The following is an 18,854-nucleotide window of genomic DNA, read 5'->3' as shown; positions in this document are numbered from 1 at the left end:
TGTTCGGATCAGGACCCGGTGCGGCTCGGACGCTCGTCGGCGTCGGACTCGTCGGCCGCGGCATCCGCCCGACCGCCTGACGCCGCGTCGCCGGGTGTCGCATCGCCCCAGTCGCTGAGATCGAGCGGGATCGGCGCCGTCGCGTCGGCGAGGGCCGACGACCGTTCGCCGCGCTCGCTCAACTCGAGCTCCGAGAAGTCGTAGCTGTCGGTCAGCAGTGCCGAGGACGTCTCGCGACCAGAGGCGTCGCGGGCGGGCGTCGTGCGGGGCGTCTCGTCGAGCAGGCGTTCGACGCCGTCGACCGTGAGGATCGGACCCGTGTGGTGCGAGAGCGTCTCGCTCGTGCGGTCGTGCACGTTCGCGACGAGCTCGTCGAGCATGCCGACCGCATCGTCGATGATCGCCTCGTCGCGCGCCTCGACGCCGTGCAGCAGCCAACGGGCGAGTTCGAGCTCGCCGTAGAGCAGGGCGCGCTGCGGCAGGGCGGCGTCGGCACCGCCGCTGCGGCCGACCGTGTACGCCTCGAGTGCGCGTTCCGCGGACGGTCCGCGAGAGGTGAGCAGCCAGTGCAGGTCGCGGGCGGGGTCGCCGACCGCGAGTGCCGACCAGCCGATGATCGCCGAGACGCGCTCCTCGTCGACGATGAAGGAGTCGGAGGACAGCGCGCCGTTGACGACGGTCGTCCGGAAGCGCCAGAGCGACTCGTCGTCGGTCGCCTCCTCCCACCGTCGGAGCAGCGCGGCGGGCAGGCGGCCGGTGTCGGCGGCGCGGCCGATGAGCTCGACGACCGCGTCGCGAGCCTCGCCGTCGCTCTCGCGGGTGAGGCCGGCATCGCCCACGAACCCGGAGGGCAGCGAGTGGATCGCCGCGATCGACGTTCCGACCGACTCGGCCAGCCGGTCGTGGGCCGTGAGTTCGTCGGCGTTCAGCACGTGACCGTCCAGGAACTCCGTGACGATCGCGCGCGTGCCGCCGAACGGCGCCTGACCGACGAAGACGGGCGCGTCGAACGGGAGGCGCGAACGGATGCCGGTGGTCATCGCGCGGAGTGCGACGAGGTCGGCGGACTGCTCGGTCTCGGCGCTCTGGGTTCGTGGAATGCGGAGGATCAGGTGGCGGCCGTCGGTCGCGTGCAGCTCGACGGCGTCGAACGCGCCGCCGGAGTGCCTGGTGCGGGGGCGGGCCGCGGAGACCTCGAGGCCGGGGACTGCCGCCGTGGCCAACGCGGCTAGAGTGAGAGTGGGTCTGGCCATGGCCAACAGCTTAAGCAGGTGATTCGGTCGCCGCGGCGAGCGCCACGCCTTGCCGCCGACTCCGGCCCGACGCGAGAGAGAGACGCCGTGCGCGAATCGACACCCCCGCCCCTCGCTCGGGCGCACCTCGATCGCGACGGCATCGGCCGTGGTGCCGCTGATCGTTCCGCGCGGTTCGACGCGGATCCCGACGCCCGCGTGCTCCTGCTGCGCGACGGCCGGGCACTGCTCACCGAGCGGGTGGAGGGTGCTTCGCCCGTGCTCGACCTGCGCCCGCCGTCCGAGGTCTCGGCGGCCGTGTCCGCTGCCGGGCGTTCCGATGCCGGTGCGACCGACGAGGGCGCCGGGCCGGTGGCACCGGATGCGCTCCGCGTGTACCTCGGTCGCGCCCTCGACGAGGAGGGTTCTGCGCACGCGGGTGCCCCCATCGAGGCCTGGGTGCTCGACGAGTCCGCGGCGATGCTGCTCGAGCCGGAGGAGGCGCGGTGGGCGGGCCTCCGCCAGGCCGCGCCGATGCTCTCCGATCGCGATGCGGGCCTCTTCACGCAGGCCGTCGCGATCGCGAACTGGCACCGGGCGAGCGGGTTCTGCCCGCGCTGCGGCGCCCCGACCGAGCCGATCGAGTCCGGATGGTCGCGCCGGTGCACGAACGACGGCGGTCAGGTGTTCCCGAGAACGGATGCCGCGGTCATCGTGCTCGTGACCGATGCCGACGATCGCGTGCTGCTCGGATCGAACGCCATGTGGCAGTCCAACCGCTTCTCGCTGCTCGCCGGGTTCGTCGAGCCGGGGGAGTCGCTCGAGTCCGCGGTCGTGCGCGAGATCGGCGAGGAGGCCGGGCTCGAGGTCGTCGACGTCGCGTACGTGGCGTCGCAGCCGTGGCCGTTCCCGGCGAGCCTCATGCTCGGGTTCACGGCGCGGGCGGTCTCGGCCGAGGCGGCCGCCGCCGTCGCGCCCGACGGCGAGGAGATCCTCGAACTGCGCTGGTTCAGCCGCGACGAACTCGCGGCCGCGCTGCCCGAGGTCGGGTTCCCGGGCCGCACGTCGATCGCGGGGTGGATGCTCGAGCAGTGGTTCGGCGGTCCGATCGAGTCCTCGCCGCAGGGCTGGGGCGCGTGAGCGCGGCATCCGACCCCCTGCTCGCCGATCTCGACGACGAGCAACGCGTCGCGGCCGAGGCGCTGCTCGGGCCGGTCTGCATCCTCGCGGGTGCGGGCACGGGCAAGACCCGGGCGATCACGCATCGCATCGCCTACGGCGTCGCGAGCGGCACCTACGATCCGGCGCGCGTCATGGCGCTCACGTTCACGTCTCGCGCGGCGGCCGAGCTCCGCGAGCGGCTGCGCCTGCTCGGCGCGGGCGGCGTGCCGGTGCGCACGTTCCACGCGGCCGCGCTCGCGCAGCTGAACCACTTCTGGCCGCTGGTCGTCGGCGGTGCCGCGCCCCGCGTGCTCGAGTACAAGGGGCGGCTGCTGGGTGCGGCGGCCGAGTCGATCCGCCTGCGCGTCGACCAGCCCACGCTCCGCGACGTCGCGGCCGAGATCGAGTGGCGCAAGGTCGGCCTGCTGACGCCCGCGGCCTACGAAGCGCGGCTGGCCGCGCGCGGCGCGCCCGGCTCGCTCGAGCCCGACCAGTTCCACGACCTGGTCGCCGCGTACGAGCGCATCAAGGACGAGCGCCGCCAGCTCGACTTCGAGGACGTGCTGCTCGCGACCTCGGGCATGGTCGAGGCCGAGGCGTCCGTCGCCATGCAGGTGCACGAGAGCTACCGCCACTTCGTCGTCGACGAGTACCAGGACGTCTCGCCCGCGCAGCAGCACCTGCTCGACCTGTGGCTCGGCGATCGCAGCGAGCTCTGCGTCGTCGGCGACGCGAGCCAGACCATCTACTCGTTCGCGGGCGCGACGCCCGAGTACCTGCTCGGGTTCGAACGTCGGTTCGCGGATGCCACGATCGTGCGTCTCGAGCGCAACTATCGTTCGGTCGAGCCCATCGTCGAGGCCGCCAACCGGCTCATGCGCGGTCGCACCGGCGCGCTGCAGCTGCGGGCGGCGACCGCGGAGAAGCTCGGCGAGGAACCCGCGATCACGTCGTACGCCGATGAGCTGGCCGAGGCGCGCGGCGTCGCGACGGTGATCCGAAACCGCATCGACGCGGGTGCGGCGCCCGAGCAGATCGCCGTGCTCATGCGCGTCAACTCGCAGTCGGCGATGCTCGAGCACGCGCTCGACGAGGTGGGCGTGGCGTCTCGGATCCGCGGCAACGTGCGGTTCTTCGACCAGCCCGAGGTGCGCCAGGCGGTGCAGGCGCTGCGCGCCGCAGCGCTCACGATCGCGAACGAGCCGCTCTTCAAGTCGGTGAGCGACGTCCTGCGCTCGCTCGGATGGACCGCGCAGGCGCCCGACGGCCCCGGTGCGGTGCGCGGGCGGTGGGAGTCGCTGAACGCGCTCGCCCGACTCGTCGACGACGCCCCGGCCGGCACCACGTTCCGCGCGTTCGCCGACGACCTCCGGGCCCGCGCCGAGGCCCAGCACGAGCCCACCGTGCAGGCCGTCACGCTCGCGACCCTGCACTCGGCGAAGGGTCTCGAGTGGGACGAGGTGCACATCGTCGGGCTCACCGAGGGCATGCTCCCGATCGCCTACGCGAAGGGCCTCGACGCGATCGACGAGGAGCGCCGCCTGTTCTACGTGGGCGTCACGCGCGCTCGGCGACGGCTGTCGCTGAGCTGGGCGCGGCTCGGCGGCCAGCAGCGGGCAGTGCGAGAGGAATCGCGATTCCTGCGGGAGCTCGGCAGCCGCACGCCGGATGCTCCGCGTGCGCGAGGCGGCGACCAGAGGACCCCCGCCGGTCGAACCTGACGGATGCCGCGGTCAGGTCGTGCCGGGCCGACGACGCGGCGTCGGGGGCGGGCCGGCCCTCGAGCTGTTCGCTGAACCGGTCGTCGACGACGGTCGCCGCGAGTGCGGCGGCGTCGAACCGCAACCGCGAGGTGTCGGCGGGGGCCGGTCGCCCGGCGAGCTGCGCGGCGATCACGGGCCACGCGGCATCCGCATCTCGAGCAGCGAGGTCGAGGCAGCGCAGGCAGGGGCCGCGGCCGGGTTCGACGAACGGTCCGACGCGGATGCCGGCGTCGTCGCTCACGACGGCGAGGTGCGGCAGGTCGCGGCGGAGCCACGGCAGGTGACGTGCGGGCGTGACGGCCCAGGCGGCGACGATGACGACGAGGTCGGGTTCGGGAAGGTCGGTGCTCGCCGGGGCCCCGCCGGGCGCGGGCGGCTCGAGCCGCAGCACGAAGTGTCCGAACGCCGCGAGGTTCGCGGCGATGAGGTCGGCGAGCGGGCCGGTGCCGTCGACGGCCACCGTTCGCGTACGCCGCACCGCGGCATCCGCTCGGCCGTGATCACCTCGGGAAGCCGACGGCGACGGCTCGCCCACGAACGCCGGCGCCAGGCGTTCGACGACCTCGTGCACCCGCTCGGGCGAGGCGTCGAGGCCCGAGCCGATCGTGACGAGCGTCGTGAGGCTCACGCCGTGCCGGAGCGCCGCGATGAGGCCGGCCTCGACGTCGCCGGCGCGTTCGAACACCGCGACCGGGGCGGCCGCGCCGACCTGCAGGTCTTCGGGCGTGCGCCAGACGAGGGGGAGCGCGGGATCCAGCCGGAGCGTCATGCGGCGAGCTTGCCCGATCGGACGACCGCGCCGCCGCATCCGTCCACAGGGAAGGGATGCGGCGGCGCAGTTCTCAGTGCTCGGGGCTCGGTGCCCGGTTGCCCGCCGGTCAGACGGGGGACGGCCCGCCGTCGGCCTCCGGCGTCTGGGGGGCCTCGCCGCCCTCGCCCGGGGCCGCGGGCGTCTCGCCGCGCAGCAGCGCCTCGAGGGCCTGGTCGAACTCGTCATCGGCCTCGCTGACCGCGGACTCGGCGCCCGTGAGCCGCGCGATGAGCCGACTCGGGTCGTCGAGGTCTTCGCTGGTCGGCAGGAGGTCGGGGTGGGCCCAGAGCGCGTCGCGCTGCTCGATGCCGACGGCGTCGGTGACCGCGCGCCACATGGCCGCGGCCTCGCGCATGCGTCGAGGGCGGATCTCGAGACCGACGAGGGTCGCGAACGCGGACTCGGCCGGGCCGCCCGTCGCACGGCGGCGCCGGATGGTCTCGGCGATCGCGTCGGACTTCGGCAGGCGGCTCGTCGCGTCGGCCGTGGCCTGGTCGACCCAGCCCTCGATGAGCGCGAGCATGGTCTCGAGCCGTGCGAGCGCCTCCTGCTGCGCATCGCTCTTCGCGCTGATGAGCGCGCCCGACTCGACGGCGTGGCGAAGCTCGTCGGTGTTCGTCGGGTTGGACGGGTCGAAGCCCTCGGCGAGCTGCTCGAGGCGCTCGGTGTCGATCTCGATGCCGCGCGCGTACGCCGTGATCGCGCTGATGAGGTTGAGCCGGAGCCAGCGCGCGTGCCGGAAGAGGCGCGCGTGCGCGAGCTCGCGCACGGCGAGGTACAGCTCGATCTCGGTCGACGGGATGTCGAGGTCGGCGCCGAACTCGGCGACGTTCTGCGGGATGAGCGCCGCGCGCCCGTCGGCCTGCAGCGGGATGCCGACGTCGCCGCCCGAGACCACCTCGGACGCGAGCTGGCCGACGACCTGTCCGAGCTGCATGGCGAACATCGCGCCGCCGATGCCGCGCATGAGCTTGCTCGCGCCGGCGATCATCGACTGCATCTCCTCGGGCGCCTGCTCGCGCATGACCCGGGTGAGGGCGTCGGCGATGCTGAGCGCGACCGGTTCGGCGAGCTGGGTCCAGATCGGCATCGTCGCGGCGACCCAGCCCCGGCGCGTGAGCAGCTCGGGGGAGTCGGGCAGCCGGCCGAACACGACGGCCTCGTCGAGCCAGAGCGAAGCGACCTGCAGCGCCTGGTCGAGACGTGCGCGCTCCTCGTCGGTGACCTGCAACTGGGCGGATGCCGCGCGCTGCTCGCCCTGGCGAAGGGCTGCGCTCCAGTCGATGCCGTCGTCGGCGTGGTTCATGGCCTGCTGGAGCTGGCTGAACAGCGCGGCCACGCTCGCCGGATCGTTCGGCAGCCCTGCGGCGCCCGCCAACTGGGCCGGATCGATGCCGCCCCCGCCCGAGAGCAGATTGCGCAGCATCTCGCGGAACTCCTCTTCGGAGTTCTTGTCGCCCGGCTCGTCGTCCCGATCGGCCACGTGAGCCACCTCCTGTCAAGTTCTCTCCACCGTAGCGCCGTGGTGCGGACGGGAGGCTGGGAAATGGCTTAAGCTGGGCGTTCCCGGTGTCCGCCTGTCGCGAACAGGTGCGGCATCCGGCGGATCTCGGCGTCAGCACCGTCCGGAAGGAACCATCGATGGCACTCTTCGCCGACGACCACTCGCCGAGCCCCGACGAACCGGCCCACGTCGCAGAGCCCCGCCCGTTCCGCGAGCGCTTCGGCGGCTGGGCGGCCGTGGTCGCGGTCGTGATCGCCGCACTGTTCGCGCTGCTGCCGTCGCCGTACGTGATCGAGCGGCCGGGCCCCGTGTACGACACGCTCGGCACGGCCGAGCACGACGGCGAGGAGATCCCGCTCATCGCCATCCCCGACGAGAAGACCTACCCCACCGAGGGCGAGCTCAACCTGCTCACCGTCTCGGTCGTGGGGCGGCCGGGCGCGACGCCCAGCTGGTTCGAGGTCATGCGGGCCTGGTTCGACGTCCGGCAGTCGGTCATCCCCGTCGAGGCGGTCTTCCCGGCCGGCGTCACCGACGAGGACCGCGACGCGCAGAACGCGGCGGCCATGGTCGACTCCCAGCAAGACGCGATCGCCGCCGCGCTCGTCGAGCTCGGCTACGACTTCCCACGAGAGGTCACGGTCTCCGGCGTGGCCGAGGGGTCGCCCGCTGAGGGCGTGCTCGAAGACGACGACGTCATCCAGCAGGTCAACGGCGTCGACGTCTTCTCCATCGACGAACTGCGCGCGGCCGTGCAGGAGAACGGCGGCGACACCCCCGCCGAACTGCAGGTGCTGCGCGACGGCGCCGCGGTCTCGCTCGAGGTCACGCCCTCCGACAACTCGGGCGTGTTCGTGCTCGGCGTCGGCGTGCGCATGGTCTACGAGTTCCCGATCGACGTCGAGCTGCAGCTCGACGACGTCGGCGGGCCGAGCGCGGGCATGATGTTCGCCCTCGGCATCGTCGACGAGCTGACGCCCGGCGCCATGACCGGCGGCGAGATCGTCGCCGGCACGGGCACCATCGACTCCGCGGGCGCGGTCGGCCCCATCGGCGGCATCCGTCAGAAGCTCTGGGGGGCGAAGGATGCCGGTGCCACCGTCTTCCTCGCGCCCGAGTCGAACTGCGACGAGGTCACCGGCAACGTCCCCGACGGCGTCGACGTGTTCGCCGTCGAGACGCTCGACCAGGCCCGCGCGGTCGTCGAGGCCGCGGGCGAGGGAGCCGACCTGGGCGACTTCGCCACCTGCCCGGCGTCCTGAAGGTCTCGCGTCGCCGAACACATGCGGCACGCGGCATCCGACCCTCGATTCGTTACGAAGTTCCCAGCCGGAGGGCGCCCTCACGCGGCTTCAGCCCCGTTCGACGAACGTAGGATGGAGATTCGATCCCGTCGCGACCGAATGAGGCCCGAGAGTGTCAGCAACACAGCCGCAAGAACCGAGGATTTCGCGCCGCCGTGCGCCGATCGCCCTGACGATCGGGGTGTTGGCCGTGCTGGTGATCGCATTCTTCGTGTTCACCGGACTCTACGCCGACGTGCTCTGGTACGACCAGCTCGGGTTCCTCGAGGTGCTGACCACGCAGTGGATCGCTCGCACGGTGCTCTTCGTCATCGGCTTCCTCGCGATGGCCGTGCCCGTGTGGGCGTCGATCCAGATCGCCTACCGCACGCGGCCCGTCTACGCGAAGTTCAACTCGCAGCTCGACCGCTACCAGGAGGTCTTCGAGCCCCTGCGCCGCCTCGCCATGTACGGCGTGCCCGTCGTGCTCGGCATCTTCGCGGGCGTCTCGACCTCGAGCCGGTGGGATCTCACCCTCACCTGGCTGAACCGCACGCCCTTCGGCTCGACCGACCCGCAGTTCGGGTTCGACCTCGGCTTCTACGTCTTCGAGCTGCCGTTCTACCGCTCGATCGTGGGCTTCGCGTCGGCCGTCGTGCTGCTCTCGCTCCTGCTCGTCGCGGCCACCAACTACCTCTACGGCGCGATCCGCGTGAACGGCCGCGAGGTCGTCATCTCGAAGTCGGCGCGCGTGCAGATCGCGATCACCGCGGGCCTCTACCTGCTGCTGCAGGGCGTCAGCATCTGGCTCGACCAGTACGCGACGGTCACCGAGACGGGCTCGCTCATCACGGGTGCCGCCTACACCGACGTGCACGCCGTCATCCCGGGCCGCCAGATCCTCGCCGTCGCGGCGGCGATCGTGGCCGTGCTGTTCATCGTGACGGCCATCATCGGCCGCTGGCGCCTGCCGCTCGTCGGCGTCGCCCTCCTCGTCGTCTCGAGCCTGCTCATCGGCTCGCTCTACCCGTGGGTCGTGCAGCGGTTCCAGGTCGACCCGAGCCCCCGCACGCTCGAGGCGGAGTACATCCAGCGCAACATCGACCTCACGCGCGACGCGTACGGCATCGCCGACGCCGAGGAGATCCCGTTCGAGGCGCAGACCACGGCCGAGCCGGGCGCGCTCCGCGCCGACGCCGAGACGACGGCGAACATCCGCCTCATGGACCCGCTGGTGATCAGCCCGGCGTTCCAGCAGCTCGAGCAGTTCCGCCAGTACTACCAGTTCCCCGACGCGCTCGACGTCGACCGCTACGAGATCGACGGCAAGACCCAGGACACGGTCGTCGCGGTGCGCGACCTGAAGGTCTCGGGCCTCGGTGACGCCGAGACCTGGTACAACTCGCACATCGTCTACACGCACGGCTACGGCCTCGTCGCGGCCGCGGGCAACCAGCGCTCCGCGGGCGGCCAGCCGGTGTTCCTGCAGTCCGGCATCCCCTCGACGGGCGCGCTCGGCGAGTTCGAGCCGCGCGTCTACTTCGGCGAGACCTCGCCCGACTACTCGATCGTCGGTGCTCCGAAGGACACGAAGCCCGTCGAGCTCGACTACCCGGCCGGCGGTGAGAACGACGAGCAGACGCAGACCACGTTCACCGGCGACGGCGGACCGAAGCTCGACAACGTCTTCACGAAGCTCGTCTACGCCCTGAAGTTCCAGTCGGAGCAGATCTTCCTCTCCGACGCCGTGAACACGTCGTCGCAGATCCTCTACGACCGCGACCCGATCGAGCGCGTGCGCAAGGCCGCCCCGTACCTCACGCCCGACTCCGACGCGTACCCGTCGGTCGTCGACGGCCGTGTCGTCTGGATCGTCGACGCGTACACGCTGACCGACCAGTACCCGTACTCGAACAAGGTCAGCATGAGCGAGGCGATCGCCGACAGCGAGACCCTCCCGCAGACCCTGCCGTTCGACGAGGTCAACTACATCCGCAACTCGGTCAAGGCCACCGTCGACGCCTACGACGGCTCGGTCACCCTCTACGCCTGGGACGACGAGGACCCGATCCTCAAGACCTGGCAGAAGGTGTTCCCCACCACGGTCAAGCCGATGAGCGAGATGTCGGGCGAGCTGATGACCCACGTGCGCTACCCGGCCGACCTGTTCAAGATGCAGCGCGCGGTGCTCGGCCGCTACCACGTGACCGACGCCGGCGCCTTCTACTCGCGTGAAGACGCGTGGACGACGCCGAAGGAGCCGACCGAGCCCGCCAACACCACGCTGCTGCAGCCGCCGTACTACCTGACGATGCAGATGCCCGGCCAGGACGCCCCGTCGTACTCGCTGTACACGACGTTCATCCCCGAGGCGAGCGGCGACCAGAGCCGCAACGTGCTCCGCGGCTACCTCGCGGTCGACGCCGACGCCGGCAGCACCGACGGCAAACGGGCCGAGGGGTACGGCAAGCTGCGATTGCTCACGCTGCCCGAAGACGACAACGTGCCGGGCCCGGGTCAGGTGCAGGCGACGTTCAACTCCGATCCGACGGTGTCGCAGTCGCTCAACCTGCTGAAACAGGGACAGTCCGACGTGATCAACGGCAACCTGCTCACGGTGCCCGTCGGCGGCGGTCTGCTGTACGTGCAGCCGGTCTTCGTGAAGTCCACGGGCAACACGAGCTATCCGCTGCTGCAGAAGGTGCTCGTGGCGTTCGGCGACGACATCGCCTTCCAGGACACCCTCGACCTCGCGCTCGACGTGCTGTTCGGCGGCGATTCCGGGGCGGATGCCGGTGACAACGAGGTCGACCCGAATGCCCCGCCCGAGACTCCGACCGAGGGCGACGGCACCACTCCGCCGCCGACCGACGGCGGCACGGGCCAGAGCGCCGAGATGCAGCAACTGCTGCGCGATGCGTCCGGGTTCCTGAAGGCGAAGCAGGCGGCCCTCGCCGACGGCGACTGGGCGGCGTACGGGGCGGCCGACGCGCAGCTCGCCGAGACGATCGCGAAGATGCTGGCGCTGGCCGACTCCGGTCAGTAACCGCGGCGCGAACACGACCGATGGCCGGCAGGGGATCCTGCCGGCCATCGTCGTGTGCACGTGTGCGTGCGGCTGTTCGTGCGGCGGGCTCCGCACTCGTGTCAGCACGTCATGCCGAGGGGCTCAGTCGAGCGGCCCCTCGGGCGCGTTGCGCAGGGCGTCACCGAGCGAGTCGCCGAGCTCGTTGCGGTAGTCGCCCGAGAGGTCCCACCACATGGCGCCGCCGTAGCCGGCCTGCGCCAGCCATTCGGCCTTGGCCGTGACCGACGTCGGGTCGTCGAGGCTCCACCAGTCGCCCGTCGCCGCGTCGTAGCGCCACGAGGCTCCCACGGCGGGGTCGAAGTACCCGGTGCCGACCTCGCGCAGGTCGTAATAGGGCTTGGTGCCGATCCACCCGGTGGCGGGCTGCCACGCGTCGTCGCCGACGGTGACTCCGGTCCAGCCGGTGCCGTAGGCCGCGAGTCCGGCGTTCAGCTGTTCGGGCGCTGCGCCCGCGTTCAGGTACATGCCGACCGCGCCGTCGAGGCCGAGGCCCCAGTTCTCGGTGCCGTCGGGGTGCAGGTTGCCCTGGTGGCCGGTCTTCGTCGGAACCCATCCGCCGTGGAAGTCGTAGCCCTGCACGTTGAGGAAGTCGACCGACGCGAACAGGCGCGGGTCGAGCCATCCGCCCTGTCCGGCGTTCCACCCGCCCGCCGGGGCGAAGGCCGTGAGGAGGTAGTCCTCATGGGTCTTCTTGCCGTAGGCGTCGAGCTGCGTGCGGAACTCCTCCATGAGCGCCAGGAAGTTCTCCTTGTCGACCGAGGGGTCGGGGCTCGAGCTCGGCACCTCGCCGCCGGTGACGGGCCACTCCCAGTCGATGTCGATGCCGTCGAAGATGCCCTTGGCGACGCCCTTGCCGCCCTGCTTGCCGACGACCGGCAGATTGCCCTTCAAGTAGACGTCGATGCAGCTCGACACGAGCTTCGCACGGCTCTCGGGAGTCGCTGCCGCGGCGGCGAAGTTGTCGGACCAGGTCCACCCGCCGAGCGAGACGAGGATCTTCGTGTCGGGGCTCTTCTCCTTGAGCTTCAGCAGCTGGTTGAAGTTGCCCGCGAGCCGCTGGTTCTTCGAGTCCTTCTTGCCGTCGACGGAGTCGGCCGCCGAGACGAGTCGCAGGTAGTCGTTCTGCGCGTCGCCCTCGCCGGGCGTGTTCGTGATCTCGCACGTCAGGTTCGAGGTGACGTTGCCGAACGCGTAGTTGATGTGCGTGATGTCCTTGATCGCGCCCGTGATGAACAGGTCCTCGATCTGGTAGTCGCGCGTCACCGGGGTGTCGGCCATGAGGTACCCGACGGCACGGTAGCCGTTGATGTCCTCCGGCCCCGCGGAGCGCGGATGCTTGCGCTCGTCCTTGTGCCGGTCGCGCTCTTGGTCGTGGTTTCCGCGATCGTCACGGTCGTCGCGACCGTCGCCGCCATGGGCGAGAGCGGGGGAGACGGCGGATGTCGCGACGAGCGCGGTCGCGGCGGCGGTGAGCACCGCGGTTCTGATCAGGTGACGCTTCGGCATGTGAATCCTCATCGATCGGTTGCCCGCACGCGCACGGCGCGCGTGCGATTGCGGCGACGCTATCAATGGCGGATCCGGGTTAGGAAGGAGTCCTCACGAATACTGCGGGAATCCCAATGGATCGCGGATGTCGCTGTCGGGCCTCCATAGCGAATGCACAGGTATGTGCGCATGTCGCAACATGCGGCCGAGCGGATGTCAGTGGCGGGTGGCGGAGGGCGACGGGTCGTCGACGCGGCGCCTGCGCGCGACATCCGCCCCGATTTGTGACGTCTCGAGAGCCATGCTAGGTTTATCTCTTGTGCCGCGGGGTGGAGCAGTTCGGTAGCTCGCTGGGCTCATAACCCAGAGGTCGTAGGTTCAAATCCTGCCCCCGCAACCGAAGCGGTATGAAATACCGCCCAGAAGAGGCCGGGATCGAAGCAATTCGATCCCGGCCTCTTCTGCATTCTGCTGCGTGGCGAGACGTTCACCGCCGCACCATGCGGCTGCCTCCGAGCCGGCCGATCCGGCTCGTGAGCCCTCTCCGTCGCATGGATCCGCGCTCGATGTCGGGCGCGTCGACGCCGGTCCGCGGAGTAGGGTCGTCGCAGGTGCCCGCCAACGGACGCCGAACCTCGAGGGGGCGCTGTGGCCAAGAAGAAGATCGAGAAGGCGGCCAAGAAGGCGATCGCGAATGCCCGCGACGCCGTCGATGACGCGGCCAAGGCCGTGCGCAAGCTGGATCGCACGGCGAAGCGACGCGTGAAGAAGCTCGAGGCCGAGGTCGCGGAGCTCGCGAAGGACGCGGCCAAGTCGGCGAAGCGGGTCGACCGTGCGAGTCGAAAGGTCGACAAGGCCGCGAAGGTCGCGGAATCGGCCGCTGCGCTCGCGGTGGAGTCCGAGGAGTACGCCGCGGAGCGCGTCGCCGAGGCGAGGTCGATCGTGACGCACCGACCGGATGCCCCCGTCGTTGAGACCGCGCGGTCCGAGAGCGCCCCGGACGCCGGGCCCGACGGCGAGCGGGCTCCGAGCGAACCGGCTCCGACCGAACCGGCTCAGGGCCCCTCGTTCCGCGAACTCCGCGAGGAGGCGAAGCGGCGTGCGATCCCGGGGTACTCGCGCATGAACAAGGCCGCGCTCATCGACGCACTCGCGTGATCCCGAGCGTCGTTCACCTCTGCATAACCTGCCCCCGATAGGGTCGGCTGCCGTGTGCCCTCGTGCCGGAAGCGCGGGTCAGAGGAGTAGGCAGTGACGAATTCCCCCCGCGGTGTCATCAGTCGTTCGGCGTCGGCACCCGACCCCCGGACACTCGTCGACATCTTCCGCGACACGGTCGCCCGCCACCCCGAGGCATCCGCGATCGAGGATGCGCACGGTGCTCTCAGCTACCGGGAGCTGATGGCGCGAGCGATCTCCGTCGCCGCGCGCCTGCAGGCTGCCGGCGTCGGGCGGGGCGACCGGGTCGGCGTGCGGATGGAGTCGGGGTCTCGCGAGCTCTACGTCGCGATCCTCGGCATCCTCGTGGCAGGTGCCGCGTACGTTCCGGTCGACGCCGACGATCCGCAGGAGCGCGCGGATCTCGTGTTCTCCGAGGCGCGGGTGCGAGGGGTGATCGAGGGCCGAGGGCGCTTCGAGCCCGCTCCGGGCGCGGCGGCCGAGGATCGGCTCGACGCGGACTCCGCGCTGTTCGTCGGCCCGGGACCTCATGCGAGCACCGCATCGACGCCTCTCACGGAGCCGCCCACCGTCGACGACGATGCGTGGATCATCTTCACGTCGGGCTCGACCGGTACGCCGAAGGGTGTCGCGGTGCGCCACCGGTCGGCCGCCGCGTTCGTCGATGCGGAGGCGCGGCTCTTCCTTCCCGACGACCCGATCACGGCCGACGACCGCGTGCTCGCGGGCCTCTCGGTCGCGTTCGACGCGTCGTGCGAGGAGATGTGGCTGGCCTGGCGCAACGGCGCCTGCCTCGTGCCCGCGCCGCGATCGCTCGTCCGGAGCGGCGCCGACCTCGGCCCGTGGCTCGCGGCCCGTCGGATCTCGGTCGTCTCCACGGTGCCGACGCTCGCGGCGCTCTGGCCGTCCGAGGCGCTCGACAGCGTGCGGCTGCTCATCTTCGGCGGCGAGGCCTGCCCGCCGGAGCTCGTGAACCGGCTCGCGATCGACGGCCGGGAGGTGTGGAACACCTACGGCCCGACCGAGGCGACGGTCGTCGCGTGCGGCACGGCGGTCGTCGCCGGTGAGCCGGTCAGCATCGGCCTTCCGCTCGACGGCTGGGATCTCGCGGTCGTGGATGCCGCGGGCGAACCCGTCGACGACGGCGAGGTCGGCGAACTCGTGATCGGCGGTGTGGGCCTCGCCCGGTACCTCGACCCGGCGAAGGACGCCGAGAAGTACGCGCCGATGCCGAGCCTCGGGTGGGAGCGTGCGTACCGCAGCGGCGACCTCGTGCGCTTCGATCGGCGGGGACTGCTGTATCAGGGTCGCGCCGACGACCAGGTGAAGGTCGGTGGCCGGCGCATCGAGCTCGGCGAGATCGAGGCTGCGCTGCACGAACTCGACGGGGTCTCCGCGGCCGCGGTCGCCGTACGCAAGAGCCCGACCGGAAACGACGTGCTCGTCGGGTACCTCGCGGTGCCCGATCGCACCGGATTCGACCGGACCGTCGCGCTCGCGCGCCTGCGCGAGGAGCTTCCGGCGGCGCTCGTGCCGGTGCTCGCGGTGCTCGAGGAGCTGCCGGCGCGCACCTCGGGCAAGGTCGACAAGGCCGCCCTCCCGTGGCCGCTCGAGTCCGACGTCGACCTCGAGGCGGGCGGCCTCAGCCAGGCCGAGGCGATGCTCGCCGAGCATTGGCGGGCCGTACTGGGCGTGCCGGTGACCGACCCCGACGACAACTTCTTCGACCTCGGCGGTGGCTCGCTGGCGGCGGCCCAGCTCGTCTCCCTGATCCGGGCGACGGATCCTGAGTTCACGGTCGCCGACATCTACGCCCACCCCCGCCTCGGCGCCATGGCCGACGCGGTCGCCGACCAACCCGACCAGGACGATCTCCCCGTCTCGACGCACACGGTCGCTCCGACGCCGGCGTCGATGCAGTGGCTCCAGACGCTCCTCGGTGTTCCGCTCTACATCCTCAACGGCGTGCGCTGGCTGATCTACCTGCTGACGGCGAGCGCGATCCTCCGGCCGCTCGGCGGATTCGACTTCCTGCCGGAGGTCGATGTCTGGCTGCTGCTCGTGGGCCTGCTCGTCTTCGTCACGCCGTGGGGGCGGATGGCGATCGCGGTCGTCTTCGCACGCCTGCTGCTCGTCGACATCCGGCCGGGAGACTACCCGCGGGGCGGCGGGGTGCACCTCCGACTCTGGCTCGCCGAGCAGGTCGCGCATCAGATCGGGGCCGCGAGCCTCGCCGGCGCACCCTGGATCTCGTACTACGCGCGCGCACTCGGCGCCCGCGTCGGCTCCGACGTCGACATGCACACGCTCCCTCCGGTCACCGGCATGCTCACCGTCGGTGACGGCGCCTCGATCGAACCCGAGGTCGACCTGGCCGGGTACTGGATCGACGGCGACCACGTGCGCATCGGCCCCATCCGCATCGGTGCGGGCAGCACGGTCGGAGCCCGATCCTCGCTCATGCCGGGCGCCCGCATCGGCAAGCACGCGACCGTCGCACCGGGTTCCTCGGTCTTCGGCCGAGTCCCGGCCGGTCAGAACTGGGCGGGTTCGCCCGCGGTGCGGGTCGGCCGGTCGACCGACTGGTGGCCGGCGGAGCGCCCGCCGCGTCGCACTCGCTGGGTCGCGGCCTATGCTGCGGCCTCGGTCGCCGTGTCGCTCGTGCCCGTCGCCGCGATCGTGGCCGGCGGGGCCGTCGTCGCTGCGGTCGTCCGACACGCCCCGTCGCCCGACGCCGCGGCCCTTCGGGCGTTCGGCGCCCTCGTTCCGGCGACGCTCGTCGCGGGGGTCGTGCTCGCGGTTCTCGTCGTGCTGCTCGTGCGGGCGCTGGGTGTCGGGCTCGAGCCCGGCATCCATCCGGTGCGGGGCCGACAGGGCTGGCAGGCGTGGTCGATCGAGCGCCTGCTCGACCTGTCCCGAACGGTGCTCTTCCCGCTCTACTCGAGCCTCTTCACGCCGATCTGGCTCCGGATGCTGGGCGCCACCGTCGGCCGTGACGTCGAGGCCTCGACGGTGCTGCTCCTGCCGACCATGACGACGATCGGCGACGGCGCCTTCCTCGCCGACGACACGCTCATCGCCTCGTACGAACTCGGCGGCGGATACGTCCGGCTCGCGCGAGCCGAGATCGGCTCGCGCGCATTCCTCGGCAACTCGGGCATGGCCGTCGCCGGGCACCGCGTCCCGCGGGATGGACTCGTCGCCGTGCTCTCCGCCGCCCCGCGCAAGGGCAAGGCCGGCTCCTCATGGCTCGGGTCGCCTCCGGTGAAGCTCCGAAGGCGGACGCAGAGCACCGACGAGTCGCGCACCTACCGGCCGCCCACCGCCCTGCGCGTGGCGCGTACCGTGTGGGAACTGCTGCGCATCGTGCCGGTCTTCGTGACCACGGGCATCGGTCTCGGCGTGCTGCTCGCCCTCGCCTGGGCGACGGATGCATGGGGCGCGCTCCCGGCTGCGCTCTTCAGCGGCATCGTGCTCGTTTTCGCGGGCGCGGTGGCCGCGATCGTGAGCACCGCGGCGAAATGGATCCTCATCGGGCGCATCCGGGTCGGAGAGCATCCGTTGTGGTCGTCGTTCGTCTGGCGCAGCGAGGTGTCCGACACGTTCACCGAGATGGTCGCGGCGCCCTGGTTCGCACGCTCGGCGGCCGGAACGCCGTCTCTGGTCTGGTGGCTCCGCAGCCTCGGCGCCTCGATCGGTCGGGGGGCGTGGGTGGACAGCTATTGGCTGCCCGAGGCCGATCTCGTCCGACTCGCCGACGCGTCGACGGTCAATCGGGGATGCGTCGTGCAGACGCACCTGTTCCATGATCGAATCATGAGCATGGATTCCGTCGCGCTCGACGCAGGCAGCACGATCGGGCCGCACAGCGTCATCCTCCCCGCAGCGCGCATCGGTGCGAACGCGACCGTGGGCCCGGCATCGCTCGTGATGCGCGGCGAGGTCGTGCCGGAGGGGTCCCGCTGGAGCGGCAACCCCATCGGACCGTGGCGCGACGTCGTCGTCGGCAAGTACCACGGCCGCTGATGTCGAACTCAGCACCGGACGCGCCCACGACCGCGCACACCTACCTGCCGCGCTCCGGCACCGATGCGTACCGGGTCGAGTCGTACGACCTCGACCTCAGGTACAAGGTGTCGACCAACCGGCTCGACGGCACGGCCGTCGTCGCCGGGCGTGCGAACGCTCGCCTGACGAGCATCGTCCTCGATCTGGTGAACCTCCGAGCGAAGAAGGTGCGTCTCGACGGAGATCGCCGAGTTCGGTTCACCCAGTCGGCGACCCACCTGGTGGTGCAGGCTCCGGCGCCGATCGGGCCGGGGGAGCCGTTCACCCTCGAGATCGAGTACGCCGGTTCGCCGACGCCTCGCCGATCGCGCTGGGGCACCCTCGGCTGGGAGGAGCTCACCGACGGCGTGCTCGTCGCGTCGCAACCGTCGGGGGCGCCGACCTGGTTCCCCTGCAACGACCGCCCGTCCGACAAGGCGAGGTATCGCATCGCGGTCTCCGCAGAGCAGGCGTACACGGTGATCGCGAACGGCGTCCTGGTCGACCGCGTCGTGGCGTCGGGTCGGGCCACGTGGACCTACCTGCAGGCCGAGCCGACGGCCACCTACCTCGCGACCGTGCAGATCGGGCGCTACGCGCTCGAACCGCGGCACCTCGACGGCGTCGACACCGTGTTCGCGTACCCGCCGGCGCTCAGCCAACCCGTGCACGCCGATTTCGCGGCCCTGAGCGGCATGATGGCGTACTTCCAGACGGCGTTCGGACCGTACCCGTTCCCGACGTACACGGTCGTCGTGACCGACGACGACCTCGAGATCCCGATCGAAGCACAGGGCATGGCCACGTTCGGCGCCAACCATGCCGACGGTCGTGGCGGGTCGGAGCGCCTGATCGCGCACGAGCTCTCGCACCAGTGGTTCGGCAACAGCGTCGGCGTGGCCGGATGGCGCGACATCTGGCTGAACGAGGGCTTCGCCTGTTACGCCGAGTGGTTGTGGTCGGAGGCGGCCGGTGGGCGCACGGCCGACCAGCACGCGCGAGCGCACCACGTCGCGCTCCGGCTGAAGCCGCAGGACCTCGTGCTCGACGACCCGGGCCCCGAGCACATGTTCGACGACCGGGTCTACAAGCGCGGCGCCTGCACCCTGCACGCGCTTCGTCGAACCATCGGCGACGAACGATTCTTCGACATGATCCGGGCCTGGATCGGAGATCACCGGGGCGGAGTCGTGTCGACGGCGGAGTTCCGATCGCATGCGGCGCGGTACTCGCCCGTTCCGTTGGACTCGCTCTTCGACGCGTGGTTGTCGTCCAAGCGGCTGCCGGCGTTCCCGTAG

General features: G+C 71.3%; 10 protein-coding genes and 1 tRNA gene. 8 read left to right on the top strand and 3 right to left on the bottom strand.

Annotated elements, in window-relative coordinates; all coding sequences use genetic code 11:
* Positions 1-8 precede the first annotated feature (8 nt).
* A complete protein-coding gene (locus tag GQR16_RS00965; protein WP_211373401.1) occupies positions 9-1,253 on the bottom strand; it encodes a phosphotransferase in 1,245 nt (414 codons plus the stop codon).
* Positions 1,254-1,340: 87 nt separating this feature from the next.
* On the opposite strand from GQR16_RS00965, the gene nudC reads away from it, so the two are divergent.
* Both nudC and GQR16_RS00955 read left to right on the top strand, forming a co-directional pair.
* Positions 1,341-2,372, top strand: a complete 1,032-nt coding sequence (gene nudC, locus GQR16_RS00960; protein WP_157413280.1) for an NAD(+) diphosphatase — start codon at positions 1,341-1,343, stop codon at positions 2,370-2,372.
* A complete protein-coding gene (locus GQR16_RS00955; protein WP_425482607.1) occupies positions 2,360-4,114 on the top strand; it encodes an ATP-dependent helicase in 1,755 nt (584 codons plus the stop codon). The genes nudC and GQR16_RS00955 overlap by 13 nt, the downstream gene beginning before the upstream one ends.
* Positions 4,115-5,034: 920 nt before the next feature.
* Here the strand turns inward: GQR16_RS00955 and GQR16_RS00950 are convergent.
* Positions 5,035-6,393: a zinc-dependent metalloprotease gene (locus GQR16_RS00950; RefSeq protein WP_157413571.1), complete on the bottom strand. Its 1,359-nt coding sequence runs from the start codon at positions 6,391-6,393 to the stop codon at positions 5,035-5,037.
* A 215-nt stretch (positions 6,394-6,608) separates the two neighbouring features.
* Here GQR16_RS00950 and GQR16_RS00945 point away from each other — a divergent pair, with 215 nt between their 5' ends.
* Together GQR16_RS00945 and GQR16_RS00940 are read left to right on the top strand one after the other, a co-directional pair.
* Positions 6,609-7,733, top strand: coding sequence for a YlbL family protein (locus GQR16_RS00945; protein ID WP_157413278.1), 1,125 nt, complete (start codon positions 6,609-6,611; stop codon positions 7,731-7,733).
* A 154-nt stretch (positions 7,734-7,887) separates the two neighbouring features.
* On the top strand, positions 7,888-10,800 hold the full coding sequence (locus tag GQR16_RS00940) for a UPF0182 family membrane protein (RefSeq protein WP_211373400.1): 2,913 nt from the start codon (positions 7,888-7,890) through the stop codon (positions 10,798-10,800).
* A 123-nt stretch (positions 10,801-10,923) separates the two neighbouring features.
* Here GQR16_RS00940 and GQR16_RS00935 read toward each other — a convergent pair whose 3' ends face one another.
* The gene (locus tag GQR16_RS00935) at positions 10,924-12,348 is read right to left on the bottom strand and encodes a glycoside hydrolase family 18 protein (protein ID WP_170298386.1); all 1,425 of its coding nucleotides are present in this window, start codon (positions 12,346-12,348) and stop codon (positions 10,924-10,926) included.
* Positions 12,349-12,653: 305 nt separating this feature from the next.
* Between GQR16_RS00935 and GQR16_RS00930 the strand changes: the two genes are divergently transcribed.
* The 4 genes from GQR16_RS00930 (at position 12,654) to GQR16_RS00915 (ending at position 18,854) form a co-directional block, all read left to right on the top strand.
* A tRNA-Met gene (locus GQR16_RS00930) sits at positions 12,654-12,727 on the top strand.
* A 251-nt stretch (positions 12,728-12,978) separates the two neighbouring features.
* Entirely contained in the window at positions 12,979-13,488 is a 510-nt protein-coding gene (locus GQR16_RS00925) for a hypothetical protein (protein ID WP_157413275.1), read from the top strand.
* Positions 13,489-13,581: 93 nt separating this feature from the next.
* Positions 13,582-17,535, top strand: a complete 3,954-nt coding sequence (locus GQR16_RS00920) for a Pls/PosA family non-ribosomal peptide synthetase (protein ID WP_157413274.1) — start codon at positions 13,582-13,584, stop codon at positions 17,533-17,535.
* Positions 17,535-18,854: a M1 family metallopeptidase gene (locus GQR16_RS00915; protein WP_157413273.1), complete on the top strand. Its 1,320-nt coding sequence runs from the start codon at positions 17,535-17,537 to the stop codon at positions 18,852-18,854. Before GQR16_RS00920 ends, GQR16_RS00915 begins: the two co-directional genes overlap by 1 nt.

Source organism: Agromyces allii (assembly GCF_009749385.1).
GTDB lineage: Bacteria > Actinomycetota > Actinomycetes > Actinomycetales > Microbacteriaceae > Agromyces > Agromyces allii.
Note: the sequence above shows the minus strand (reverse complement) of the source record. Positions and strands in the feature narration are given on the sequence as shown.